The following is a 23210-nucleotide window of genomic DNA, read 5'->3' as shown; positions in this document are numbered from 1 at the left end:
CATGACCACCACCGCCACTGAGACCGTCGCCGCCGTGACCGACGAGGCCGTGTCCGGCGAAGCCGCCGCCGAGCCCGGAATGAGCGGCTTCGCCGTCTCCATCACCGCCGCCTACAGCGACGCCCTCGCCGAGGTCTACGACGACATCTACCCCGGCACCCCCGACCTGGAGGACATCGCCGACTTCCTCCTCACCCTCACCCGCCCCGGCGCGAGCGTCCTCGAACTCGGCGTCGGCACGGGCCGCGTGGCGCTCCCCCTCGCCGACAAGGGGTTCCGGGTCCACGGCGTCGACGCCTCCGAGGGCATGCTCGCGCGCCTCGCCGAGAAGGACCCCGAGGGGCGCGTCACGCCCGTCCTCGGCGACTTCGCGACCCTCGACCTCGGCCGCACCTTCGACGTCGTGCTCGCCCCGTTCAACGCCCTGTGCTGCGCCGTCACCCCGGCCGAGCAGATCGCCCTCATCCACGCCGTCGCCCGCCACACGGCGCCGGACGGGCACGTGGTGATCGAGACGTTCGACCCCAGCGACTACCACGTGCAGAAGAAGAACGAGGTCAACACGTACCCGATCGGCACCCGCGGCGCCATGATCGAGTCCGTGGGCGTGCTGCCCGCCTCGCAGAACATGATGATGCAGAACACCCTCTTCCTGGACGGCGAGGCGCCCAAGTCCGCGACGACGGTGATGCGTTACCTGTGGCCCAGCGAGCTCGACCTGCTGGCGGGGCTCGCCCGGCTGGAGCTCGCCGAGCGGTACACGGGCTGGCAGAAGCAGCCGTTCGACGGCGGCGACAGCCGGAAGATGGTCGTCTCCGTCTACCGCCCGCTGTGAGCGTTCTGACCGACCGGCTCGGGAACGGCCTCCGGCTGACCGTCGAGCCCGCGCCCGCGCCCGGCCGCGGGCTCGTCGCCGTCGCGCTCACCGTGGCCGCGGGCGGCGCCCACGACCCCGCGGGCCGGCACGGCATGGCGCACCTCGTGGAGCACCTGATGTTCCCCCGGGGGACGGCCGCCGATCCGGACGGGCACGTCGGCCGCGTCGAGGGCGCGGGCGGCACGTGCAACGCCGAGACCCACCGCGACCACACCGTCTTCCACACGGTCGCCCCCGCGGACGCCCTCCCCGGGATCCTGGAGTGGGAGGCGCGCCGCCTGCTCGGCTTCGCGCCGGACGACGCGGCCGTCCGTACGGAGACGGAGGTCATCGGCGCGGAGATCCGGGGCGCGGTCGGCGGCGGCCGGCTGTGGGACACGGCGTACGCCTCGCTCCACCCCGGCAGCCGCGACAGCTACGGCACGGTCGCCGAACTCCGCCGCGCCACGGCCGCCGAGGCGCTCGCCTTCCAGCGCGCGCACTACACGGCCGGGGCGACGGCCCTGACGGTCGTGGGGGACGTTGACCCCGCGTGGGTCGCGGAGCGGGCGGAAGAGCTCTTCGGAGCGGTGGCCGCGGGGCCCGCGCGTACGGCCGGACCGGCCGTCGCACCCGCGCCGGGGCCCGCGGGCAGCATCCCGTACGGCGCCTCCGGCACCGCCCTCGCCCACCCCCTCCCGGACGCGGCGGGCGAGCGGCACGCCTACCTCGCGCACGTGGTCCTCGCGGAACTGCTGGGGCGGGCCCGGCTGCCCCGCGCCGTCCGCACGGACGCCCGGCTCGCGTCGGCGAGCGTCATCTGCGGGTACTACGGGCAGTGGCTCGCGTCGGCGGCGCCCGACCTCGCGCTGGTGCTGCTGGGGCGGCCCGAGGGCGTGGGCACGGGCGAGGCGGTCGCGGCCTGGGAGGACGTCCTGCGCGACGCGGCGGCCGCCCCGCCCCCGGACGCGGAACACCGCCGCGCCCTCAACGCCCTCCTGGTGAACTGCCACCGCCAGGCGGACTCCCTCGCCGCCCGGGCGGTCGCCCACGGGCGCGCGGCCCTGCTCTTCCCCGGCCGCCTTCCCGGCGACAACGGCCCCGGAGCGCTCGCCGGGCAGCTGGCCCGGGTCACACCGGCGGACGTGTCGGCCGCCGCCGGCAGGCTCCTCGCCGCACCGTACGGCGTGACCGAACTCGTGAACTCGTGAACCCGTGAACTCGTAAGGGAGGCACCCCTCATGAAGCGCCCCTGGGTCCGCCGCACGCTCGGCAACGGCCTCCAGGTCGTCGTCGTAGAGGCCCCCGGCGCGCCCCTGGCCGAGCTCCGGCTGGTCGTCCCGTACGCCCTGACGGAGCCCCGCGAGGCCGCCACGCGCGAGCTGCTCGCCGCCCGGCTCGGCACCGGCAGCACGACCCGCGACCGCCGGGCCGTCGCCGACCGGACCGCGGACCTCGGCGCGGAGCTGTCCACGGTCGTCACGGTGGAGCAGTTGCTGCTGTCGGTGAGCGTGCTGTCCGAGGGCCTGGAGGGGACGCTGGAGCTCCTGGGTGACCTGCTGAGCCGCCCGGCCTACCGCGACCTCCCCACCTCCCCGCCCCCGCCCGCGCGCCCGGCCGGGCCCCGCACCGCCCTGCGCCGCGCCGTCCTCGCCCACGCCTTCGGCCTGCACCCCCTGGCGCGTCCGCCCGCCGCCGAGCCGGCGCCCGGCCCCGTGACGCCGGACGACCTGTACGCCTTCCACCGCCGGGCCGTCGTCCCGGCCGGTTCGGTGCTCCTGGTGATGACGGGTGCGGAGCCGGCCCGCGTCCTGCGGCTCGTCGCCGAGCACCTCGGCCCGTGGAGCGGCGGCCCCTCCGGCCTGACCCTGCCGCCCTTCGGGCGGACGGCCCCCGCGCCGGGCCGCCTGGCGCTGCGGCACCCCGGCGCGGACCAGGCCCTCCTCCTGACGGCGGGCCCGGCCGTCCCGTCCACCGACCCCGGCCACGCCGCGCTCCACCTCGCCCAGCTGGTCCTCGGCGGCCAGGCCTCCTCCCGGCTCACCCGGCGGCTGCGGGAGCGGCACGCCCTCGCCTACGCGGTCTCCGCCGCCCTCCGCGAGAACGCCGCGGGCACCTGGCTGGAGATCGAGTGCGCCGGTGCCCCCGGCACGGCGGGCCGCCTGGCCGCCGAGGCCGCGGACGTCCTGCGCGAACTCGCCGAGGACGGCCCCACGCCCCAGGAAGCCGAGCGCGCCCGCCGCTACGCCGCCGGGTTCACGCGCTTCGCGCTCGCCACGCGCGCGGAGGAGGCGAGCGCCCTCGCCGGCTTCGCGGCGCGCGGCGTGGACGTGGACTGGCTCCCGGCGTACGCGGAGGCCGTGGGGGGCGTCACGCACGCCGAAGTGACGGCGGCGTGCCGCGAGTTCCTGCGGCCGGAGAAGACCCTGCTGGCAACGGCCGACGGCGCGGACGCCGGCGCCGAGGAAGGAAGAACGCAGTGAGCACGCCCGCGACCACCACCCCGGCGGTCCTCTACCCCCTCCAGCCGGACCACCCGGAGCTGGTGGCTCCCTTCGCCGGGCTCGTGCAGCGCTCCGGCGCCCGCCGCCTGTGGCTGTGCCAGTCCTTCAAGGCCGAGCCGCACCAGGTCCTGGCCCACCTCTCCGGCGCCGGCTACGACGTGCCCGTCGGAACGAGCGTCAGCGTCATGCCGCTGCGCCACCCGTACGAGGCGGCCCTGCAAGCCCGTTCCCTGGCGCTGCTGACCGGGCAGCCGGTCGTGGCCGGTTACGGCATCGGCACGCCCGACTTCGTGGCCGCGCTGACGGGTGAGCCGTACAAGAGCCCCCGCACGGCCGTCCGCGACTACCTCACCTCCGTACGGGACCTCCTGGACGGCAAGGCCGTCGACCACGCAGGCCCGTACCACCACCTCGACGCGCGGCTATTGCCCCTGGACCACGCGCCGGTGGAGGTCGGGGCCGGCGTGCTCCGGCCGGGCATGGCACGTACGGCCGGGGAGGTCGCCGACGTCGCGATCACGTGGATGACGCCGCCCGCGTACGTCCGCGACGTCCTCGTGCCCGCCCTGGAGGAGGGCGCGCGGGCCGCGGGCCGCCCGGCGCGCCCGCGCGTCGCCACGGCCGTGCACGTCGCGGTCGCGCGCCCCGGCCGCGACCTGCGCCGGACCGCCCTCGCCGGGGCGGGCGAACACCTCAAGGGGCCGCACTACGCCGACATGCTCCGCCGCGCGGGCGTCCCGGCCGACGCCCACGACCCGTCGTCGACGGCCACCGCCACGGCCCTCCTGGACCACTCCGTGGTCGTCACCGGCACCCCGCACGAGATCGCCGAGCGCCTGGCCGAGTATCGCGCGAGCGGCGTCGACGAGGTCATGCTGAACCCGGCGGGGGTCATGCTCACCGAGGGCGTCCGGGCAGCGGTGGAGGACGTGGAGGAGATCATCGCGGCGTGCGGCTGAGCGGGGCGCCCGCGACCGCCACCCACTCGGGTGGCGTACCTGTCGCCGCCCGCCCACGGGCCGTACGGTGGAGGGGTGCTGCTGAGCTTCCGGGTCTCGAATCACCGCTCGATCAGGGAGGAGCAGCAGTTGCTCCTGGCCCGGGTGGGCGACGCGGGCGCTGCGGGCGACGCTTCCGCGTTCGGCACCGGCGCCGAGGCCGTCCGCGTCGCCGCCCTCTTCGGCGCGAACGCGGCCGGCAAGTCGAACGTCGTGGACGCCCTGCACTTCATGGCGGGCCTGGTGCGCACGTCCCACCGGGACGCCGAGCCGGGCGCGGGCCTCGTGCGGTGCCCGTTCCTGCTGGACGAGGAGAGCGCCGCGGCCCCGTCCTGGTACGTGGTGGACCTCGTCCTCGACGGCGTGCGCCACACGTACGGCTTCGGCCTCGACGACGAGCGGATCCGCGACGAATGGCTGTACCGCTATCCGGACGGCGACCGGCAGACCGTCTTCCAACGCACAGGCGACGACATCCGCTTCGGCGATGGCGATGGTGATGGCGACGGCAACCGCTCCGGTGACGCGGCGCCCCGGCCCGAGCTGGATCTCGTCCGGAGCATCACCGAGCCGAACGCCCTGTTCCTGACGGTCGCGGCGCGCTCCCGGCAGGCCGGGGTCCAGCCCGTCTACGCATGGTTCATGAACGTCCGCTTCCGGGCGGGCGGGGCGCACGGTTCACCCGATCCGGGAAGCCTGCTGCGGCTCCAGGACCCGCGGCGGGCCGCGTCCGTCGTCGCGCTGCTGCGCGCCGCCGACCTCGGCATCGAGGACATGGGCATCGAGGACTTCGACGCGGCCGAGGCGGGCGAACGGCTCTCCGCGCGCGGCTTCGCCGACCGGCTCCTGCGCGAGCTGCGCCGCACCGAGCTCTCCACCTGCCTGTTCACGACCACGACCGCCCGGGTCTGGGTCCGGCAGAAGGGCCGCGGAGGCAGCATCCGCCTCGGCCTGGAGGACCAGTCCCAGGGCACCCGCATGTTCTTCGACTACGCGGGCCCCGTCCTCGACACCCTGGAGCAGGGCGGCGTGCTCATCGTCGACGAGGTCGACGCGAGCCTGCACCCGCGCCTGACAGCGCACCTGATCCGGCTCTTCCAGGAGCCGGCGACGAACCCGCACGGGGCCCAGCTCCTCCTCACCACCCATGACGTGAGCCTGCTGGGCCGCTGCGGCGGCGAGGAGATCCTGCGACGCGACCAGATCTGGTTCGTGGAGAAGGACCGGCACGGGGAGAGCGCACTCTACCCCCTCTCCGACTTCGAACCGCGGGACGGCGAGAACCGCGAGCGGCGCTACCTCGGCGGCAGCTATGGTGCGGTCCCGGTCCTCAGTGACGAGCGGTTCGAGGCGGCCCTGGCCGCCAGGGGGAAGGCAGCGGCGGATGGCGAGGACGCCGAAGGCGAGAAGTAACGGACGCTGCGCGCCCGGCCCCTCCTTCGAGTCGAACGTCCTCCGCATACCCGGCGGCCGCCGCGCCCGGGACCGCCTGCTGGTCGTCTGCGGCGCCAAGGCCACCGAGAAGGACTATCTCCTGGGGCTCGTCGACCACGTCGCCAACCCCGCCGTCACCGTCCGCATCAGGACGAAGTCCTGCTCCCCCGCCCAGCTGATCACCTACGCGGCAGGAGAGCGCGACCGCATCGGCGACGACTTCGACCAGGTGTGGTGCGTCTTCGACGTCGACCACTTCGAGGTGGCCTGCGCGATCGACCGCGCCCGCCGCGAGGGCATCCGGGTCGCGGTCTCGAACCCGTGCTTCGAACTCTGGCTCATCCTCCACTTCAGCGGCCACACGGCCCCGGTCCGCACGTACCGCGAGCTGCTCCCGTACCTGAAACGCCACGTCCCCGCGTACGAGAAGGCCCGCCTGGACTTCCGCGACTTCGAACACGGCTGGGGGGAAGCGGGCCGCCGAGCCCGCCGCCTGGCAACGGAGGGCCGCGAACACGTGACGAACCCGTCGACGGGGGTGTGGGCCCTGGTGTCGCGCATCGCGACGCGGTAAGGCGGGGCGGCGGGCCCCACCCGAGCTACTCCGCGCCGTCGTAGCCGACCTGAGAGCGGGCGCGCTCCATGCGTCTGTGGATCCCGGTCTTGTCCGCCGGCGTCAGGGACTCCGGCAGGGCCCGGAACGTGTCCGGGCGGACGTCGAGCAGGCTCCGGACCTCCTCGCCGGTCACGACCGTGAGGAGCGTGTAACACCGCCACTGGGGCGAGACCTCGGGCCGGTGCCGGAGGTCGTGGGCGAACAGCGGGAGCAGGTAGTGCGTCGCGGACGCCGCGGCGTGTTCGCGGACCCAGCCGACGGAGAGCCGGCGGCTGAAGCCGAGCGCGGCGGCCTCCTCCTCCAGGAGCAGCAGCTGCTCCGTGCTGACGGCGCGGATCGTGCGGGGGACCTCGTCGGTCATGAAGACTCCTTCCAGGGGGAGCCTATGCCGGAGATTCCGTGGCGTTGTCAGTGGTGGCTGCCAGACTGCGCGCATGACTGAAACCGTGAAGGGGCCCGCCAGTTACTTCCCGTCGATCGAGAAGAAGTACGGCCGGCCGATAGCCGAGTGGAAGGACCTGATCCGTGCGTCGTCGCTGACGAAGCACATGGAGCTGGTCGGGTGGCTGAAGGCCGGGCACGGGATGGGGCACGGGCACGCCAACGCCCTCGTCGCGCACACCCTCGCGGAGCTCCGCGGCTGATTTCCGCCGGCGGGCGGAGGGGGCGGAGGCGGACGCTGGAGGCATGACCGCATCCACAGCCACATCCGTATCCACGTACACAGCCCTCCCGATCCCTCCCGCCGCTCTCGCGGAGCTCCGTCGCACGGATGACTCCGGGCGGCCCATGCAGCCGTACACCGCCCGTGAGGACGGCATTCCGTACGACTCCGTGGGCAGCCCGCTGCGTTGCTGTCTGCGCGCGGCCGAGCCGGGTGAGCGCGTCGCGCTCGTGTCGTACGCGCCGCTGCGCCGCTGGGCCGCGGCGTCGGGGGCCGAGCCCGGCGCGTACGACGAGGCGGGGCCGGTGTTCATCCACGCCGAGGAGTGCGGAGGGCCGCGGGAGGAGGCGCAGGGCTTCCGGCTCGCGCGGCCGGGGGCGTTGCGCGTCCTGCGTCGCTATGACGCCCGGGGGCGCATCGTCGGAGGGCGTCTCTTCGAGGTCCCGGAGGACAGGGAGGCCGGGTTCGCCCGGGCCCTGGGGGAGGCGTTCGCCGGGCCGGAGGCGGCGCTGGTGCACGTACGGGCTCTGGAGTACGGCTGCTTCCAGTTCGAGGTGCGGCGCCCGTAGCCGGCGGCGGCGGTCAGGACGTGCCCTCGGCCAGCCGCTGACCGAGGGCTTCGCCGAGGGTCTCCCAGTCGTGCCGGCTGTGCTTCTCCGCCGTGGACTCCATGAGACCTCCGACGCCGAAGACCTTGCACTCGATGGTGGTCTCGGCGATGAGCCGGCTGCTGCCGTCCGCCGCCTCCTCGACCCGCACCCGCCCCTCCTCCGTGATCTTGTCCGCCATGGTCGACGGGATCCTGCGCCAGGTCCACGTCAGCTGCTGCGGGTCGAACCGGCTCTCCTCGGTCTCCCGGAAGCCGGAGCCGAGGAGCTTGCGCACGGGCGCGGGCGCGTTCATGGGCGGGATCAGGGCGACCTCGCGTATGAGGTCCCCCTCGGGGGCGGTGCGGCGTGCGGTGACGGACCACTGCACGTACTGGAGCCGGTTCCGGTACAGGTCTTCGAGGAAGGCGTCGTCCGTGAGCAGTGCCCAGACGGCGGACGCGGGGCCGTTGACGTTCAACTGCACGGTGAACTGAGGCATGTTGACACGGTATGCCTGTTCTGCGGACGGCGTGGGCAGTTGCCGTAATGGCCGGGAGGGGATGCCGGAGGTTCAGACCAGCCCGAGGGCCTTCGTGACCGTGATCTCGACCAGGACGCGGTCGGGGTTGGGCGCGGGCATCCGCCCGTACCGCTCGGCGTAGCGGTTGACCGCGTCGGCGATGGCCTCGGCCTCCGTGCGCACGACTGCGCGGCCCTCCAGCGTGGCCCACTTCCGCTCGCCGATCTGGCAGACGGCGACGCGCGCGCCGTCCGGGCCGGCGGCCAGGATGTTGGCGATCTTGCGGCTGTTCTTGTTGGTGATGACGCGCGCGACCCCGGCCTCGGCATCGAAGGTCACCCCCACGGGCACGAGGTGCGGGCTGCCGTCGGGCCGGGTGGTGGTGAGGGTGCAGATGTGCCGCTCCCGCCAGAATGCGACGTAGGCGGGGTCAAGGTCGCGCAGATCGTGAGCCATGCGGGAAGGGTAACCGTGACGTCCTCAGCCGAGTTCGGACGTCTCCAGAACGAAGGCGAAGGGCTCGGGAAGGGGAAGGGTTTTGCCGAAGGCGGTCGTGTGGGCATCGCCGTAGTCTTCGTCCGCGGGTTCGCTGAACAGCGTGACTGTTTCGTGCTCGCGGTCTACGAGGAGGTAGAGGGGAACACCCGCCCGGGCGTAGCAGTGCCGCTTGGTGATGCGGTCGATGTCCGCCCTGCTGCTGGTCACCTCGACGACCATGGCTACGTCGTCGCACGGCATCCACGCTGGAGCACCGCGGAAGGGTCTCCCTTCCCTGGGAGCGATCGTGGCGTCAGGGATGACGTGGTCCGGCGGGCGGCCCCCTTCGCGCGGCACGGCCAGCCCTTTGTGGCCCGAGAGGGACATGCGCGTGGCCGACAGCAGCGTGACCTGGCGCCAGATCTCGCTGAGGCAGTGCGCGTGGTAGCCCTCGGGGGGTGGTGACACGACGATCTCGCCGTCGATGAGCTCGGACCTGAGACCTTCCGGCGTGCTCGCGTCGAGTTCCAGGAAGAGCTCCAGCAGGATGGCGTTCTCCACGGCCGTGAGTCTTGTCCGCCGGCCGCGACGGCGGCCGGCGGACAAGAGCCGTTCACGCGTAAGGGCGTGCGTTGTGCGTCAGTGCGATGCGTGCGGCGTCGGCCGCCGCCCCGTCGCGGAGGCGGCGCACCCCCGGAAGCCGGACGATGGACTCGTACCCCGCCGATGGCGCAGATGATCATCTCGGTGGTGCGGGGTGGCCAACCCAAGGTTGAGTGGAATAGGCTCAACTTATCGCACGTTGCCCTAGGCATGATGGGTCCATCGAGACCAAGGATCCCGCGGGAAGAAGGAGGAGAACGCCGTCGTGGATGCCGAGCTGACCAACAGGAGCCGGGAGGCGCTGAGCGGGGCCAGTGAGCGGGCCGTGTCGGCCGGGCATGCCGATATGACGCCCGCGCACCTGCTGCTGGCGCTGCTCGCCGGGCAGGACAACGAGAACGTCATGGATCTGCTGGCCGCCGTGGAGGCCGACGCCGCCGCGCTGCGGAACGGCGCCGAGCGGCAGCTGGCGGCCGAGCCCAGCGTGCAGGGATCGACGGTCGCGCCGCCGCAGCCCAGCCGCGAGCTGCTCGCCGTGATCGCCGACGCGTCGCAGCGGGCCCGCGAGCTGGGCGACACCTACATTTCCACCGAACACCTGCTGATCGGCCTCGCCGCCAAGGGCGGCCGCACGGGTGAGCTGTTGCAGCAGCAGGGCGCTTCCGCGAAGCGCCTGCTGGATGCGTTCGAGACCGCGAGGGGCGGGCAGCGAGTGACCACTGCCGATCCGGAGGGCACCTACAAGGCCCTGGAGAAGTTCGGCGCGGACCTGACCGCCGCCGCCCGCGAGGGCCGGCTCGACCCCGTCATCGGACGGGACACCGAGATCCGCCGCGTCGTCCAGGTCCTCTCCCGCCGTACGAAGAACAACCCCGTCCTCATCGGCGAGCCGGGCGTCGGCAAGACCGCCGTCGTGGAGGGGCTCGCGCAGCGGATAGTGAAGGGCGACGTCCCCGAGTCGCTGCGCAACAAGCGCCTGGTCGCCCTCGACCTGGGCGCGATGGTCGCCGGCGCGAAGTACCGCGGCGAGTTCGAGGAGCGGCTCAAGACCGTCCTGGCCGAGATCAAGGCCAGCGAGGGCCAGATCATCACCTTCATCGACGAGCTGCACACCGTCGTGGGCGCGGGCGCCGGCGGCGACTCCGCCATGGACGCCGGCAACATGCTCAAGCCCATGCTCGCCCGCGGCGAGCTCCGCATGGTCGGCGCCACCACCCTCGACGAGTACCGCGAGCGGATCGAGAAGGACCCCGCCCTGGAGCGCCGCTTCCAGCAGGTCCTGGTCGCCGAGCCGTCCGTCGAGGACACGATCGCGATCCTGCGCGGCCTCAAGGGCCGCTACGAGGCCCACCACAAGGTCCAGATCGCCGACAGCGCCCTCGTCGCCGCCGCCACCCTCTCCGACCGCTACATCACCTCCCGCTTCCTCCCCGACAAGGCCATCGACCTCGTCGACGAGTCCGCGTCCCGGCTGCGCATGGAGATCGACTCCTCGCCCGTCGAGATCGACGAGCTCCAGCGCGCCGTCGACCGGCTGAAGATGGAGGAGCTCGCCCTCTCCAAGGAGTCGGACGAGGCGAGCAAGCAGCGCCTGGAGAAGCTGCGCCGCGACCTCGCCGACAAGGAGGAGGAGCTGCGCGGCCTGACCGCCCGCTGGGAGCGCGAGAAGCAGTCCCTCAACCGGGTGGGCGAGCTCAAGGAGCGCCTGGACGAGCTGCGCGGGCAGGCCGAGCGCGCCCAGCGCGACGGCGACTTCGACACCGCCTCCAAGCTCCTCTACGGCGAGATCCCCGGCCTGGAGCGCGAGCTGGAGGCGGCCGCCGAGGCCGAGGCGGAGGCCGAGCAGGAGGCCGAAGCGAAGGACCTCATGGTCAAGGAGGAGGTCGGCCCGGACGACATCGCCGACGTCGTCGCCTCCTGGACCGGCATCCCCGCCGGCCGCCTGCTGGAGGGCGAGACCCGCAAGCTGCTGCGCATGGAGGACGAGATCGGCAAGCGGCTGATCGGCCAGAGCGAGGCCGTCCGCGCCGTCTCCGACGCCGTGCGCCGCTCACGGGCCGGCATCGCCGACCCCGACCGGCCGACCGGCTCGTTCCTCTTCCTCGGCCCGACCGGCGTCGGCAAGACCGAGCTGGCCAAGGCCCTCGCCGACTTCCTCTTCGACGACGAGCGGGCCATGGTCCGCATCGACATGAGCGAGTACAGCGAGAAGCACGCCGTGGCCCGCCTCGTCGGCGCGCCCCCCGGCTACGTCGGCTACGAGGAGGGCGGCCAGCTGACGGAAGCCGTGCGCCGGCGCCCGTACAGCGTCGTCCTGCTGGACGAGGTCGAGAAGGCCCACCACGAGGCCTTCGACATCCTGCTCCAGGTCCTCGACGACGGCCGCCTCACCGACGGCCAGGGCCGCACCGTCGACTTCCGCAACACCATCCTCATCCTCACCTCCAACCTGGGATCCACCTATCTGGTGGACCCCCTCCTCAAGGAGGAGCAGAAGAAGGAGAAGGTCCTGGAGACGGTGCGGGCCTCCTTCCGTCCCGAGTTCCTCAACCGCCTCGACGACATCGTCGTCTTCCACCCCCTCGGCACGGAGCAGCTGGAAGAGATCGCCCGCATCCAGCTCGGTCACTTGCAGCGACGCCTCGCCGACCGCCGCCTCACCCTCGACGTCTCCCCGGAGGCGCTCCACTGGCTGGCCGCACTCGGCCAGGAACCGGCGGAAACCGTGGACGGCACCGCCCCCGCGGCCCCCGACCTCGCCTACGGCGCCCGCCCGCTGCGCCGCCTGGTCCAGACCGCCATCGGCGACCAGCTCGCCAAGGCGATCATCGGCGGCGAGATCCGCGACGGCGACACCATCCGCGTGGACCGCGCACCCGGCCACGGCGCGGGCCTGTCGGTGACGAGGGGCGAGCCCGTGGCGGCGGCCTGACCCGCTTCCGCCGCGGGTGCCGGGGGGTAGGGGTTGCGGCACGGGGGCGGGTGTGAGGGAGGATGGCGGGAGACCGTACGAAGGGAATTAAACGGTGAGCATCGACCCGTCCTCGATCCCGAATTTCGGGGGACAGCCCGAACCGCAGCCTGAGGCGGGCCCGACCGGCCCCGTCATCCCCGACCAGGACCTGGTCAAGCAGCTCCTCGACCAGATGGAGCTGAAGTACGTCGTGGACGACGAGGGAGACCTCGCCGCGCCGTGGGAGCAGTTCCGCACGTACTTCATGTTCCGCGGCGAGGAGGAGCAGCAGGTCTTCTCGGTGCGGACGTTCTACGACCGCCCGCACGCGATCGACGAGAAGGCCCGCCTCCTGGAGGCCATCGACGACTGGAACCGCCGCACCCTGTGGCCGAAGGTCTACACCCACACGAACGACGACGGCACGGTCCGCCTGATCGGCGAGGCGCAGATGCTGATCGGCGTCGGCGTGTCCCTGGAGCACTTCGTCTCCAGCACGGTCAGCTGGGTGCGGGCGTCCATCGAGTTCGACAAGTGGCTCGTCGAGCAGCTGGGCCTCGAGGCGGACGCGGAGTCGGACGAGGGCAAGCCGGACGAGGACGCGTAACGCCTCCGGCGCGGCGCTTCGGGGTGCCCGGTCGGCCCGGGCCGGCCGGGCACCCGCGGTGGGGGTTGAGCGCTGCCACGGCGCTCAACCCCCACCGGGGTATCCGGGCAGTGCCGTACTACATCGGCATACGCGCCACGGTCAGCAGATACGTTCCGTAGAAGAACGACATCCCGGCCAGTGCCGTGACAGCCGTCAGGGCCGTGCCCGGCCGCGCGCGGGCCAGCGCCAGCGCCGCCGGCACCAGCAGCGGGAACGCCGGCAGCAGAAACCGCGGCTTCGAGGCGAAGTAGCTCGACCCGCCGACCGCGATGACGACGAGCACGACCGCGTACACGAGCACCGGCAGCGGCGGCCGCGGCCGTTCCAGGGCCAGCAGGACCAGCGACACGAGCGCGACGGCGATGATCGCGACCGTCACGTAGTACGCCATCGCGTCCCGCCCGACGATCAGGTGCCGTACGAACCGCAGCGCGTCCTTCCCGAAGTCGAACCGCGAGCCCCACAGCCGCTGCACCTCGAAGTAGCCGAACAGGCCGCCGCCGGAGCGGAATCCGGCCCAGACGACGTAGCCGGTCCAGCCCAGCGGGGCGAGCGCGGCGCCCGCCCACACGCGCCAGTTCGTACGGGCGTCCCGGTCGCGCAGGAGCAGGAGCGCGCAGGAGCAGACGACGGCCGCGGCGACGGCGACCGCGTTCGGCCGGGAGACGCCGGCGAGCAGGGAGAGCGCCCCGGCCCACACCGGGCGGCCGGTGACCAGCGCGTACAGGGCCCACACCGCGAGGGCGGTCATCAGCGGCTCGGTGTACGCCATGGACTGCACGATCGCGTGCGGCAGCAGCCCCCACAGCACCACGAGCAGCGTCGCGGCCCTGCGCCCGTACAGCTGCCCGTACAGCCGCTCCCCGAGCGCGTAGATGCCCCATGCGGCGGCGCCGGCGGACAGCCAGGCGACGACCAGGCCGGAGCTGACGACGGTCAGCGGCGTGACGGTGGAGACGGCGTGCACGAGGCCGGGGAAGAGCGGGAAGAACGCCAGGTCGTTGAAGACGACGCCGCGCGTGGTCGGCGAGGGCAGCACCAGCCCGTAGCCGTGCCGGGCGATCCCCGCGTACCAGATGCCGTCCCAGGAGTGGCCGAGCAGCGTGCGCGGGTGGCGGCCGATCCACCACGCCCAGGCGGCCATCATCGCCATGCCGGTCAGCCGGGCCGCCGCGTAGAACGCGAGGGCGGGGGCCGCCCGGCGCAGGGCGTCCCGCGCGCGCTCGACGCGGCGGACGCGGGCGTTGCCGGACGCGGGGCGCGGCTCCGGCGCCCGGACGGGCACGGCGGTGTCGGCTGACACGGGGGGACCTCCGGCATCCTCGGCCTCTCGGCCTCGGCCTCTGGGCCTGTTCGGCGCCGGTGCGGGCGCCTCCACTGCACCTTCGACCTTGCGGCGCAGCTCACGCGCGCGCGAGCGGGAGCGCCCGTAAGCGGTGCGCCTTCCACCCGCTCGGCGGGCACCGCGGAGTGTCTGCGCGGTGCGCGGCGGACGGTGTGCTGTGCCCGCGCGCAGCCGCGTGCCTAGGGTGAGGCAGCCTCAGAAACCGACAGACGAGGCAGCCTCGGAACACCGACAGAAGTGGGTTCGCATGAACAAGGACTGGAGCCCCGCCGCCCGCGTGCAGGGCCTCGGCACCTCGGTCTTCACGGAGATGACGGAGCTCGCCCGCCGCACGGGCGCGGTCAACCTCGGCCAGGGCGTGCCGGAACTGGACGCTCCGCCCGTGCTGCTGAAGGACGTCTCGGCGGCGGTCCTCGCGGGCAGCAACCAGTACCCGCCCGCCGCGGGCTTCCCCGCGCTGCGCGAGGCGGTCGCCGCTCACCAGTCCCGGCGCTACGGACTGGAGTACGACCCGCAGGACGAGGTGCTGGTGACGACGGGCGCGACCGAGGCCCTCGCCGCGGCGCTGCTCGCGCTGTGCGACCCGGGCGACGAGGTGCTGGCCTTTGACCCCTGCTACGACGCCTACCCGGCGGGCGCCCGCTTCGCCGGTGCGCGCGTGGTGGGCGTGCCGCTCGCGGAGGACGGCGACGTCTTCGTGCTGGACGCGGCCGCGCTGCGGGCGGCGGTCACCCCGCGCACCCGGGTGCTCATGCTCAACACCCCGCACAACCCGACGGGCAAGGTCTTCACGGCGCAGGAGCTCGCCGAGATCGCCGCGCTGTGCCGGGAGCACGGCCTGACGGTGGTGACGGACGAGGTGTACGAGCACCTCGTCTACGACGGCGGGCGGCACGCGACGATCGCGGCACTGGAGGGGATGCGCGAGCGTACGCTGACCATCTCGTCGGCAGGCAAGACGTTCAACGTGACCGGCTGGAAGGTCGGCTGGGTGTGCGGGCCCGCCGAGCTCGTGCGGGCGGTCGGGGCCGCGAAGCAGTTCCTCACCTACGCCTCGGGCGCGCCGTACCAGGAGGCGCTCGCGCGGATGCTGGACGGCGTGGAGGAGTGGGCGGCGGAGCTGCGGAGCACGTTGCAGCGCAATCGCGACCTGCTGAGCCGGGGGCTCGCGAGCGCCGGTCTGCGCCCCTACCGCGCGGAGGCGGGGTATTTCCTCCAGGCGGACATCCGCGCGTGGGGGTACTCGGACGGCGTGCGATTCTGCCGTGAACTCCCCTCGCGCGCCGGGGTGGTGGCCATTCCGACGGCCGCCTTCAATCTGCGCCCCGATGCGCCGCCCTATTTCGTGCGTTTCTCGTTCTGCAAGCGTGAAGAGTCCGTGATTTCGGCTGTGGAGAAGCTGGTGAACGCTGCCTGACGGGGATTTGCGGCGGTCCCGTGCTTGATCGCATATGCATCCGGCGGGTTCCCCCGGCCCGCCGGCCGCACATTCGGCCGCCCGCCGGACCGGCCGCCGGTCCGCAAAGATTCTGAACAGTTGAACTGTCCGGCCCTCGCGTGGATGGAAAGCACGATGAGATGGGTAAAAACGCTGTGGGCGCTGCTCATTCATGATTCCCTCTCATTAAGGCTCCGGGGAATCCCGTAATCACTGTCCTCGGACGTCCTCGGACCCACGGAAACAGCTCATATGTGGGCATGAGCCGGCGCACTCGAAGACCTCTGGTCCTCACCCGAAGACTCTGGTCCTCCCCGGCGGGCCGGCCCACCCTCCACTGCGTGCTTGCGGAGCCGACCCATGCTCACCACCCTCAAGACCACCTACACCGACACCCGCGCCGCCGACCTCGCCTGGTGCCTGGGCAAGGACCCGCTGCCGGCGCTGGCCGTCCTCGACCTCCAGCTCGCCGGCTCCCAGGTCCAGCTGCGCCTCCTCGGCGCCTCCCACCAGGTGCTGCTGGAGGAGGGCGACGGCGTCTGCTCGGAGACGGTCGCCTGCCTGCCCGGCAGCGCCACCCCGCTGCCGCTGGGCGTCGCCAAGCGCATCGGCGCCTGGGAGTACGAGTTCGCGGCCCGGATAGAAACGCTCTCGCACGGCTCGTTCGCGGGCCGCGCGCAGGAGCTCCTCGCCCTGGTCGCCGAACACCCCTACGGCCTGGCGGGCACCTTCCCGGGCAGCCCGCACGCCTTCACCGCACTGCTCGCCCAGCGGTGCGACGGCCGGATCAGCTGGCGCACCTGGCACGCCTATCCCCAGGAGGGACGGCTGGTCGCCACCCGCACGAGAGTGGGGGCACGGACGGCGGCGGCTCTCTCGTAATAAACCCTTGTGGGTGACAAAGGGTTGCCGTTTCGTAACGTAGCGTTCCCAACATGATCTACCGCCCGGTATCGGCGCGGCTGCCCGTACCGGCCGGGCTCGGTCGCCTCGTGGTGCTGACCACCGTCTTCATCTGCGCCGCCTGCGGGCTGGTGTACGAGCTGGAGCTGGTCGCCCTGGCCTCGTATCTGATCGGCGACTCCGTCACCCAGGCCTCCGTCGTGCTGTCCGTCATGGTCTTCGCGATGGGCATCGGCTCGCTGCTCGCCAAGCGGCTGCGCAGGCGCGCCGCCCTGGGGTTCGCCGCGGTCGAGGCCTTACTGGCACTCATAGGCGGCTTGTCGGCCATAGCGCTCTACGCCTGCTTCGCCTGGTTCGGCCAGGCGCGGCCGGCTCTGGTCGGCTTCTCCCTCGCCATCGGCGTGCTGATCGGCGCCGAAGTGCCCCTGCTGATGACGCTCATCCAGCGCATCCGCCGCCAGGACGCGGGCGGCGCCGTCGCCGACCTCTTCGCCGCCGACTACGTGGGCGCCCTGGTCGGCGGCCTCGCCTTCCCCTTCCTCCTCCTGCCCGTGCTCGGCCAGCTGACGGGCGCCCTGCTGACCGGCGCGGTCAACGCCGTCGCCGGCGGCGCGCTCGTCCTGTGGCTCTTCCGCGGCGACCTCTCGGTCCGCACGCGCCGGCTCCTCATAGCCGCCAACGGTCTCGTCCTCGCCCTCCTCGCCACCTGCTCCGCCCTCAGCGGGCCCTTCGAGAAGGCCGCCCGCCACGCCGTCTACGGCGACGACGTCCGCGTGGCCGTCCAGTCCGACGTCCAGGAGGTCGTCCTCACGGGCGGCGGCGGCAGCGGCAAGCCGCTCTCCCTCTTCCTCGACGGCCGGCTCCGCGTCAACGGCGACGACGAGTACCGGTTCCACGAAGCCCTGGTCCACCCCGCGATGGACGGCCCGCACCGCAGGGCCCTCGTCCTCGGCGGCGGCGACGGCCTCGCCGTCCGCGAACTGCTGCGCTACGGCGACCTCTCCTCGGTGACCGTCGTCGACGTCGACGCGGCCGTCCTGCGCCTGGCCAGCACGGATCCCGATCTGGCCGCCCTCAACCACGGGGCCTTCCGCGATCCGCGCGTGCGGCTGGTGGCGGCCGACCCCTTCGAGTGGCTGCGCTCCCGCTCCGCCGCCGAGGGCCCGTTCGACGTGGTCATCTCCGACCTCCCCGACCCCGGCATCACCACGAGCACCAAGTTCTATTCGCAGGAGTTCTACGGGCTGGTCGAGCGGCGGCTGGCCCCCGGCGGGCGGCTGGCCGTCCACGCGGGCACGCTCGGCGCTCGCCCGCACGTGTTCTGGACGGTCGACGCCACCGTCCGCTCGCTCGGCCTCTACTCCACGCCGTACCGCGTGGACGGCAGCGGCTTCTCCGGCGGCCCGGACCGGGTTCCGGTGCACAGCGGCCACGGCGAGGACTGGAGCTTCCTGCTCGTCTCGCGGGAACGGCTGCCGCTGGAGCTGCCCCGGGCGCGGCCCTGCCTGCTGTCCCTCACCGGCGGCCGGCTCGCGGCGGCCGGGCGGGAGGCCGAGCACAGCCGGGAGCCGGGGCTGCTGCCGTCGACGCTGATGCATCCGCGCTATGCCGAATGACCGTTTCTCTTCACGGCGTGGCCATGGCGTTTTGGTGCCCCTGGTGTCCTTGTCGCCCCTAGTGCCCTTGATGCATCCGCGCGCGGAAGGCGCCCGGTGAGCAACCCTCCCGGTGCTGGAAGAACTTGGAGAAGTTCGCCGCGTCGTCGAAGCCGACCCGGCCCGCGATCCGGGCCGCGGACAGCCCGCTGTGCGCGAGCAGCCGCTTGGCCTCCAGCATCACCCGCCGGTCGATGAACTCCTTGGCGCCCACCCCGGCCGCGGCGGTGGTCGCGCGCGACAGCGTCCGCGAGGAGTAGCCGAGCGAGCGGGCGTAGTCGGCGACCCGGTGGCTCGTGCCGAACTCCCGCTCGACCGCGGCCCGGAAGCGCAGGAAGGCGCCGCCCGGTGCGGGCACCCTGCTGCCGACGGGGGCGGTGAGGTGCGCGAGCCGCAGCACGAGGACCGACAGCAGGTGGCGCAGGACGTCGGCGTGCACGTCGGCCGGCAGGCCCGCGCCCGTACGGAAGTCCGCCTCCAGATGGCCCACCGCGCAGAACACGGCCTCCCGGTCCTGGCCGGCCGGCTGCCACACCACCGGCCGGAAGGGGTCGTCCGCCACGGCGGCGACGGGGCTGCCGGACGGCAGGAAACCCGGCTGGACGAGGACGACCGTGCCCTCGATCGCCTCCGGGTCGCCGAACTGCTGCACCTGACCCGGGCGCACCCACAGCACCGAGCCCTCCTCCAGCCAGTGGCCGGTGAAGTCGACGGTGTGGGCGGAGGAACCGGAGCGGACCGCGACGATCTGGTGGAAGTCCAGCCGCTGCGGGCTGACCAGCAGGCCCTCGGGGGCGCGGGCGCGCAGCTCGGCCACCGGCATCACCTCGACGCCGGCGGGCGTGCCGGCCGGGGCCCGGTAGGCGAGATCGATGATGCCGCCGCCGGGGCCGGTCGCGTCGTGTCGCTTTTTCACCATGGTGAGACGCGAGCTTACCTGTTTATGGGTGAAAAACGCCTTTAGCGTGGTCGTAACGCACAAGACAGTGCGGGCAAGGGAAATGCGGGAATGCAGGGAGATACGGGGACGGACATGGCACGGCAGAAAGACACCGCAGACACCGCAGACACCGCAAGCACCGCAGGCGCCGCGCGGCACAAACTCACGTACGCCTTCGACGCTTACTGCGGCTGGTGCTACGGCTTCGGCCCCACCATCCGGGAATTCGCGGAGGCGAATGCCGACCGCATCGAACTCACGGTGCTCAGCGGCGGACTGTTCACCGGCCCGCGGGCCCAGCCTGTGTCCGCCTACCCCTACATCCCCCAGGCGGATGCCCGTATCGGCGAGCTGACCGGCGCGGTCTTCGGCCCGGGCTACGCGAGGGCGTTCGCCGACGGCACCGCCGTCCTGGACTCGGCCGCCGCCGCGACGGCCCTCGCCGCGCTGCGCGCACAGGCCCCCGAGCGGACACTGGAGTTCGCGGGTGCACTGCAACGCGCCTGGTACGTGGACGGGCGGAGCCTGTCCGCCCCGGAGACGGTGCGGACGGTCGCGGCCGGGCTCGGCGGCGTGGACGCCGGCGCGGCCGTCGCCGCCTTCGCCGACCCGGCCACGCGGCGCGCGGCGGAGGCGGAGTTCCGGGAGGTCCGGCGGCTGGGCGTCGACGCCTTCCCGACCCTGCTGCTGCACACGCCCGGCGGGCTGCGGCGGCTCGGCGGCCCGACGACCAGCGCACGCGGGCTCACCCGCGCCCTCGACCAGCACTGACCACTTCAGTGGTCACCCCACTTCCTCCTGATCACCCCACTTCAGCAGGCTTTGCACCACATTTCTGAGGAGAAGAACCCCATGGCGAAGATCGCCCTCTTCGGCGCCAACGGCACCATCGGCAGCCGCGTCCTGCGCGAGGCCCTGGACCGCGGCCACCAGGTCACGGCCGTCGTCCGCGACCCCAAGAAGCTCACCGAGACCCACGAGAACCTGACCGTCGTCACCGGTGACGTCCTCGACCCGAAGTCCGTCGAGGCCGTCGCCGCGGGCCAGGACGTCGTGGTCAGCGCGGTCGGCGGCGGCGACGGCCCCGGGCACGTCGCGACCATCGAGCCCGCCGCGAAGTCGCTGGTGGCCGGGGTGCGGGCGCTCGGCGAGAAGGCGCCGCGGCTGATCACGGTCGGCGGTGCGGGCTCGCTGCGCACGCCGGACGGCAAGCAGGTCTGGGACGCGGAGGGGCTCCCCGAGTTCCTGCTCCAGATCATGCACGCGCACGGCGACGCCCTCGACTACTACCGCACGGTCACCGACGTGCGCTGGACCAACCTCAGCCCCGCCGGCCTCATCGAGCCGGGCGAGCGCACGGGCACGTACCGCACGGCCCTGGAGGACCTCGTCGTGGACGGCAGCGGCAAGTCGCGGATCTCCGCCGAGGACTACGCGGTGGCCCTCGTCGACGAGATCGAGGAGGCCAACCACATCGGCGAGCGCTTCACGGTCGGCGACTGAGACCCGGTCGGCGCGCGGCCGAAGTCCGATCGGCGCGCGGCTGAACTCCGGCCGGCGCGCGGCTGAAGTCCGGCCGGGCGCTCGATCGCTCGCCCGGCCGACGCCCTCCCGGCCCCGCGTACGGGGCCGGGAGCCACGAAAATCCGTCCGGAGAGGCCCTGGTGAGGGGCCCGGTGGGTAGGCTCGCTGACTATGGAGCATGAGGTGTTCGTCCCGTTTCCCGTCGAGGCCGTGCGCCGGGTCCTCGCCGACCCGGCGCGGGTGGCCCGGTGCGTCCCCGGCCTGCAACAGGACAGCGCCGACGCCTCGGGAGAGACCGTCGCCGGGCGGCTGCGGCTGCGCATAGGCGGCTCGACCATCACCTACCGCGGCGAGCTGCGCCTGACCGAGCGGGACGGCGCGTACGAGCTCTCCGGCGAGGGCACCGAGGTGCGGGGCACCGGCACGGTGACGCTGTCGCTGCGCGGGCTGCTGACGGAGGCGCCCGGCGGCGCGCGGCTGACCTGCGCCGGGACGGTGGCCACCGGCGGCCGGCTGGCGGAGTTCGACGAGAAGACCACGGAGGCCACCGCCCGCCGCCTGCTGGACCGTTTCGCCGCCGCACTGGTGGAGGAGTTGCACGAGGACGCCGAGGAGGAGGCCGGGGACGGCCCCCGCCTGGAGGGCGGCAGCGTCTTCGACACGGCCGTCCCGCCCTCCGCCCTCGACCCGTCGGCCGACGACGACCTCGCGGACGACCTGGCCGACGACGACCTCGACGAGGACGACGTGGACGACGAGCCGCCGGCCGAGGCCGCGCACGCCCGCCGCACGATGATCGGCCGCAGCGCGGAGGAGGTCGACCACGCCCCTCCCCGCGGCCGCTACGCCCCCGTACCGGCCCCCGAAGCCGGCTCGGCGACGGCGACCGCCCTGCGCTGGGCGGCACCCGCCGCGGCCGTCGCGATCGCCTCGGCGGTCGTCGTGGGACGCGTGCTGCGCCGCCGCCGCTGAGGGATGCCCGCGGCGGCGGCCGGATGCCCATAGGGTCGTAACCGTGACGAATGACGTACGCACAGATGACGCAAGCGGCGGGCCCGTTGACCCCGGGCAGCCCGCACGGCCGGGCCGGCTCGTGCACCTCAAGGCCGGGGACGCCGAGCTCACCGTCGACCCCGGGCACGGCTGCCGGCTGACCGGCCTCCGCATCGGCGGGACCGAACTCCTGCGCCAGGGCGACAAGTACGGCTGCTTCCCCATGGTGCCCTGGTGCGGCCGCATCGAGCTCGGGCAGTTCCGCAACGGCGGCGAGCGGCACCAGATGCCCGTCAACCATCCGCCGCACGCCATTCACGGCACCGGCCGGGACACGGCGTGGCACACGGTCCGGGTGGACGGCTCCTCCGCCGCGTTCACCTATGACCTCGCCGACCCGTGGCCGTACCCCGGCCGCGTCACCCAGCTGGTCGAACTGGCCCCGGACGCCCTCACCCTCACCATGGGCGTGGAGGCGGCGAGCGACTCGTTCCCGGCGCAGGCCGGCTGGCACCCCTGGTTCCTGCGGAACCTCGGCACCGGCGAGGACGTACGGCTCGACTTCACCCCCGGCTGGCAGGAGGAGCGCGGCGCCGACCACATCCCCACCGGCCGCCGCATCGACCCCCTCCCCGGCCCCTGGGACGACTGCTTCGGCATGCCCGACGGCGTCGACGTGACCCTGACCTGGCCCGGTGCCCTGGAGCTGAAGGTGGCCAGCCGCGCCGAATGGGTCGTGGTCTACGACGAGCAGGAGGCGGCCGTCTGCGTCGAGCCGCAGTCCGGCCCGCCCAACGGCCTGAACACCCTGCCCCGCCTCGTCACGCCGATCGACCCGCTGGAGATCTCCACGACGTGGACCTGGCGGACGCTGGGCTGACGGACGACCGCCCAGCGCTCGCTCGACTGACGGACGACCGCCCGGCGCTCGCTCGGCGCGCGCTCGCCGGACGGGCCCGGCCCGGCGGGCGCTGGCCTAAGCTCATGGGCATGAGCACGCGTGACGCCCTGCTAGAGCAGATCAAGGACAAGGCCGTGGTCCACGGCAAGGTGACCCTCTCCTCCGGCAAGGAGGCCGACTACTACATCGACCTGCGCCGGATCACCCTGGACGCCGAGGCCGCGCCGCTGGTCGGCCAGGTGATGCTGGACGCCACCGCGGACCTGGACTTCGACGCCGTGGGCGGCCTGACCCTCGGCGCCGACCCCGTCGCCACGTCGATGCTGCACGCCGCCGCCGCGCGCGGCCGCAAGCTGGACGCGTTCGTCGTCCGCAAGGCGCAGAAGACCCACGGCATGCAGCGCCGCATCGAGGGCCCGGACATCAAGGGCCGCCGCGTCCTGGTGGTCGAGGACACCTCGACCACCGGCGGCTCCCCGCTGACCGCCGTCGAGGCGGCGCGCGAGGCCGGCGCGGAGGTCGTCGCGGTCGCGACGATCGTCGACCGCGGTGCCGCCTCCGCGATCGAGGGCGCGGGCCTGCGCTATGTCACGGGCTACTCGCTGGGGGACCTGGGCCTGTCCTGACCTGCCCTTTCCATGAGTGCG

At 73.3% G+C, this 23210-nt stretch carries 24 protein-coding genes; 18 read left to right on the top strand and 6 right to left on the bottom strand.

Features of this window, described 5'->3' with window-relative positions; genetic code table 11:
- Position 1: 1 nt before the first annotated feature.
- The 6 genes from D7231_RS10380 to D7231_RS10355 all read left to right on the top strand — a co-directional run bounded on the left by D7231_RS10380 (position 2) and on the right by D7231_RS10355 (position 6366).
- Complete coding sequence (locus D7231_RS10380) at positions 2-835, top strand: class I SAM-dependent methyltransferase (RefSeq protein WP_120754716.1); 834 nt, start codon at positions 2-4, stop codon at positions 833-835.
- Positions 832-2067, top strand: a complete 1236-nt coding sequence (locus D7231_RS10375; RefSeq protein WP_158673731.1) for a M16 family metallopeptidase — start codon at positions 832-834, stop codon at positions 2065-2067. Before D7231_RS10380 ends, D7231_RS10375 begins: the two co-directional genes overlap by 4 nt.
- 30 nt (positions 2068-2097) lie before the next feature.
- Positions 2098-3339 (top strand): M16 family metallopeptidase, encoded by a 1242-nt coding sequence (locus tag D7231_RS10370; protein ID WP_120754713.1) that lies wholly within the window; start codon positions 2098-2100, stop codon positions 3337-3339.
- Positions 3336-4319, top strand: a complete 984-nt coding sequence (gene lxmJ, locus D7231_RS10365; RefSeq protein WP_120754711.1) for a F420-dependent peptide dehydroalanine reductase LxmJ — start codon at positions 3336-3338, stop codon at positions 4317-4319. The genes D7231_RS10370 and lxmJ overlap by 4 nt, the downstream gene beginning before the upstream one ends.
- A 75-nt stretch (positions 4320-4394) precedes the next feature.
- The gene (locus D7231_RS10360; protein WP_120754709.1) at positions 4395-5771 is read left to right on the top strand and encodes an AAA family ATPase; all 1377 of its coding nucleotides are present in this window, start codon (positions 4395-4397) and stop codon (positions 5769-5771) included.
- Positions 5743-6366 (top strand): RloB family protein, encoded by a 624-nt coding sequence (locus D7231_RS10355; RefSeq protein WP_120754707.1) that lies wholly within the window; start codon positions 5743-5745, stop codon positions 6364-6366. Before D7231_RS10360 ends, D7231_RS10355 begins: the two co-directional genes overlap by 29 nt.
- Positions 6367-6391: 25 nt before the next feature.
- Here D7231_RS10355 and D7231_RS10350 read toward each other — a convergent pair whose 3' ends face one another.
- Entirely contained in the window at positions 6392-6769 is a 378-nt protein-coding gene (locus D7231_RS10350) for a hypothetical protein (RefSeq protein WP_120754705.1), read from the bottom strand.
- A 73-nt stretch (positions 6770-6842) separates the two neighbouring features.
- Between D7231_RS10350 and D7231_RS10345 the strand changes: the two genes are divergently transcribed.
- Both D7231_RS10345 and D7231_RS10340 read left to right on the top strand, forming a co-directional pair.
- Positions 6843-7052, top strand: a complete 210-nt coding sequence (locus D7231_RS10345) for a DUF4287 domain-containing protein (RefSeq protein WP_120754703.1) — start codon at positions 6843-6845, stop codon at positions 7050-7052.
- Positions 7053-7095: 43 nt separating this feature from the next.
- Positions 7096-7641, top strand: a complete 546-nt coding sequence (locus D7231_RS10340; protein ID WP_120754701.1) for a DUF1203 domain-containing protein — start codon at positions 7096-7098, stop codon at positions 7639-7641.
- 13 nt (positions 7642-7654) lie between these two features.
- Here the strand turns inward: D7231_RS10340 and D7231_RS10335 are convergent, their stop codons facing one another.
- The 3 genes from D7231_RS10335 to D7231_RS10325 all read right to left on the bottom strand — a co-directional run bounded on the left by D7231_RS10335 (position 7655) and on the right by D7231_RS10325 (position 9220).
- On the bottom strand, positions 7655-8161 hold the full coding sequence (locus D7231_RS10335) for a DUF2505 family protein (protein WP_120754699.1): 507 nt from the start codon (positions 8159-8161) through the stop codon (positions 7655-7657).
- A gap of 72 nt (positions 8162-8233) precedes the next feature.
- Complete coding sequence (locus D7231_RS10330) at positions 8234-8638, bottom strand: pyridoxamine 5'-phosphate oxidase family protein (RefSeq protein WP_120754697.1); 405 nt, start codon at positions 8636-8638, stop codon at positions 8234-8236.
- Between the two features lie 24 nt (positions 8639-8662).
- Positions 8663-9220, bottom strand: coding sequence for a Uma2 family endonuclease (locus tag D7231_RS10325; RefSeq protein ID WP_120754695.1), 558 nt, complete (start codon positions 9218-9220; stop codon positions 8663-8665).
- Between the two features lie 307 nt (positions 9221-9527).
- Between D7231_RS10325 and clpB the strand changes: the two genes are divergently transcribed.
- Both clpB and D7231_RS10315 read left to right on the top strand, forming a co-directional pair.
- Positions 9528-12194 carry an ATP-dependent chaperone ClpB gene (gene clpB / locus D7231_RS10320; protein WP_120754693.1) on the top strand — a complete coding sequence of 889 codons (2667 nt, stop codon included), beginning with the start codon at positions 9528-9530 and terminating at the stop codon, positions 12192-12194.
- A gap of 94 nt (positions 12195-12288) precedes the next feature.
- Positions 12289-12822, top strand: a complete 534-nt coding sequence (locus D7231_RS10315) for a YbjN domain-containing protein (RefSeq protein ID WP_120754691.1) — start codon at positions 12289-12291, stop codon at positions 12820-12822.
- 118 nt (positions 12823-12940) lie between these two features.
- On the opposite strand, the gene D7231_RS10310 is transcribed toward D7231_RS10315, so the two are convergent.
- Entirely contained in the window at positions 12941-14167 is a 1227-nt protein-coding gene (locus D7231_RS10310; RefSeq protein WP_194961489.1) for a hypothetical protein, read from the bottom strand.
- A 289-nt stretch (positions 14168-14456) separates the two neighbouring features.
- Here D7231_RS10310 and D7231_RS10305 point away from each other — a divergent pair, with 289 nt between their 5' ends.
- The 3 genes from D7231_RS10305 to D7231_RS10295 all read left to right on the top strand — a co-directional run bounded on the left by D7231_RS10305 (position 14457) and on the right by D7231_RS10295 (position 18166).
- Positions 14457-15626 (top strand): aminotransferase class I/II-fold pyridoxal phosphate-dependent enzyme, encoded by a 1170-nt coding sequence (locus D7231_RS10305; RefSeq protein WP_120754689.1) that lies wholly within the window; start codon positions 14457-14459, stop codon positions 15624-15626.
- 381 nt (positions 15627-16007) lie between these two features.
- On the top strand, positions 16008-16529 hold the full coding sequence (locus D7231_RS10300; protein ID WP_120754687.1) for a DUF2617 family protein: 522 nt from the start codon (positions 16008-16010) through the stop codon (positions 16527-16529).
- A gap of 53 nt (positions 16530-16582) precedes the next feature.
- Positions 16583-18166 (top strand): polyamine aminopropyltransferase, encoded by a 1584-nt coding sequence (locus tag D7231_RS10295; protein WP_120754685.1) that lies wholly within the window; start codon positions 16583-16585, stop codon positions 18164-18166.
- A 58-nt stretch (positions 18167-18224) separates the two neighbouring features.
- Here the strand turns inward: D7231_RS10295 and D7231_RS10290 are convergent, their stop codons facing one another.
- Positions 18225-19124, bottom strand: coding sequence for a helix-turn-helix domain-containing protein (locus D7231_RS10290; protein ID WP_120754683.1), 900 nt, complete (start codon positions 19122-19124; stop codon positions 18225-18227).
- Between the two features lie 114 nt (positions 19125-19238).
- On the opposite strand from D7231_RS10290, the gene D7231_RS10285 reads away from it, so the two are divergent.
- The 5 genes from D7231_RS10285 (at position 19239) to pyrE (ending at position 23189) form a co-directional block, all read left to right on the top strand.
- Positions 19239-19916, top strand: a complete 678-nt coding sequence (locus tag D7231_RS10285) for a DsbA family protein (RefSeq protein ID WP_120754681.1) — start codon at positions 19239-19241, stop codon at positions 19914-19916.
- Between the two features lie 81 nt (positions 19917-19997).
- On the top strand, positions 19998-20648 hold the full coding sequence (locus tag D7231_RS10280) for an NAD(P)-dependent oxidoreductase (RefSeq protein ID WP_120754679.1): 651 nt from the start codon (positions 19998-20000) through the stop codon (positions 20646-20648).
- 192 nt (positions 20649-20840) lie between these two features.
- Positions 20841-21641, top strand: a complete 801-nt coding sequence (locus D7231_RS10275) for an SRPBCC domain-containing protein (RefSeq protein WP_120754677.1) — start codon at positions 20841-20843, stop codon at positions 21639-21641.
- 121 nt (positions 21642-21762) lie between these two features.
- Entirely contained in the window at positions 21763-22542 is a 780-nt protein-coding gene (locus tag D7231_RS10270; RefSeq protein ID WP_120754675.1) for an aldose epimerase family protein, read from the top strand.
- Positions 22543-22646: 104 nt separating this feature from the next.
- Positions 22647-23189, top strand: a complete 543-nt coding sequence (gene pyrE / locus D7231_RS10265) for an orotate phosphoribosyltransferase (RefSeq protein ID WP_120754673.1) — start codon at positions 22647-22649, stop codon at positions 23187-23189.
- Positions 23190-23210: the final 21 nt, after the last annotated feature.

Source organism: Streptomyces klenkii (assembly GCF_003626645.1).
GTDB classification, from domain to species: Bacteria; Actinomycetota; Actinomycetes; order Streptomycetales; family Streptomycetaceae; genus Streptomyces; species Streptomyces klenkii.
The sequence above is the reverse complement of the archived record's forward strand: the minus strand, read 5'-3'. Positions and strand labels throughout refer to the sequence as shown.

Coding starts and splice junctions, on each gene's coding strand:
- D7231_RS10335 (WP_120754699.1), bottom strand. CDS start 8,161: ATGCCTCAGTTCACCGTGCAGTTGAACGTCAACGGCCCCGCGTCCGCC.
- D7231_RS10330 (WP_120754697.1), bottom strand. CDS start 8,638: ATGGCTCACGATCTGCGCGACCTTGACCCCGCCTACGTCGCATTCTGG.
- D7231_RS10305 (WP_120754689.1), top strand. CDS start 14,457: ATGAACAAGGACTGGAGCCCCGCCGCCCGCGTGCAGGGCCTCGGCACC.
- D7231_RS10345 (WP_120754703.1), top strand. CDS start 6,843: ATGACTGAAACCGTGAAGGGGCCCGCCAGTTACTTCCCGTCGATCGAG.
- D7231_RS10290 (WP_120754683.1), bottom strand. CDS start 19,124: ATGGTGAAAAAGCGACACGACGCGACCGGCCCCGGCGGCGGCATCATC.
- D7231_RS10295 (WP_120754685.1), top strand. CDS start 16,583: ATGATCTACCGCCCGGTATCGGCGCGGCTGCCCGTACCGGCCGGGCTC.
- pyrE (WP_120754673.1), top strand. CDS start 22,647: ATGGGCATGAGCACGCGTGACGCCCTGCTAGAGCAGATCAAGGACAAG.
- D7231_RS10275 (WP_120754677.1), top strand. CDS start 20,841: ATGGAGCATGAGGTGTTCGTCCCGTTTCCCGTCGAGGCCGTGCGCCGG.
- D7231_RS10380 (WP_120754716.1), top strand. CDS start 2: ATGACCACCACCGCCACTGAGACCGTCGCCGCCGTGACCGACGAGGCC.
- D7231_RS10370 (WP_120754713.1), top strand. CDS start 2,098: ATGAAGCGCCCCTGGGTCCGCCGCACGCTCGGCAACGGCCTCCAGGTC.
- D7231_RS10350 (WP_120754705.1), bottom strand. CDS start 6,769: ATGACCGACGAGGTCCCCCGCACGATCCGCGCCGTCAGCACGGAGCAG.
- D7231_RS10340 (WP_120754701.1), top strand. CDS start 7,096: ATGACCGCATCCACAGCCACATCCGTATCCACGTACACAGCCCTCCCG.
- D7231_RS10300 (WP_120754687.1), top strand. CDS start 16,008: ATGCTCACCACCCTCAAGACCACCTACACCGACACCCGCGCCGCCGAC.
- D7231_RS10285 (WP_120754681.1), top strand. CDS start 19,239: ATGGCACGGCAGAAAGACACCGCAGACACCGCAGACACCGCAAGCACC.
- D7231_RS10280 (WP_120754679.1), top strand. CDS start 19,998: ATGGCGAAGATCGCCCTCTTCGGCGCCAACGGCACCATCGGCAGCCGC.
- D7231_RS10355 (WP_120754707.1), top strand. CDS start 5,743: ATGGCGAGGACGCCGAAGGCGAGAAGTAACGGACGCTGCGCGCCCGGC.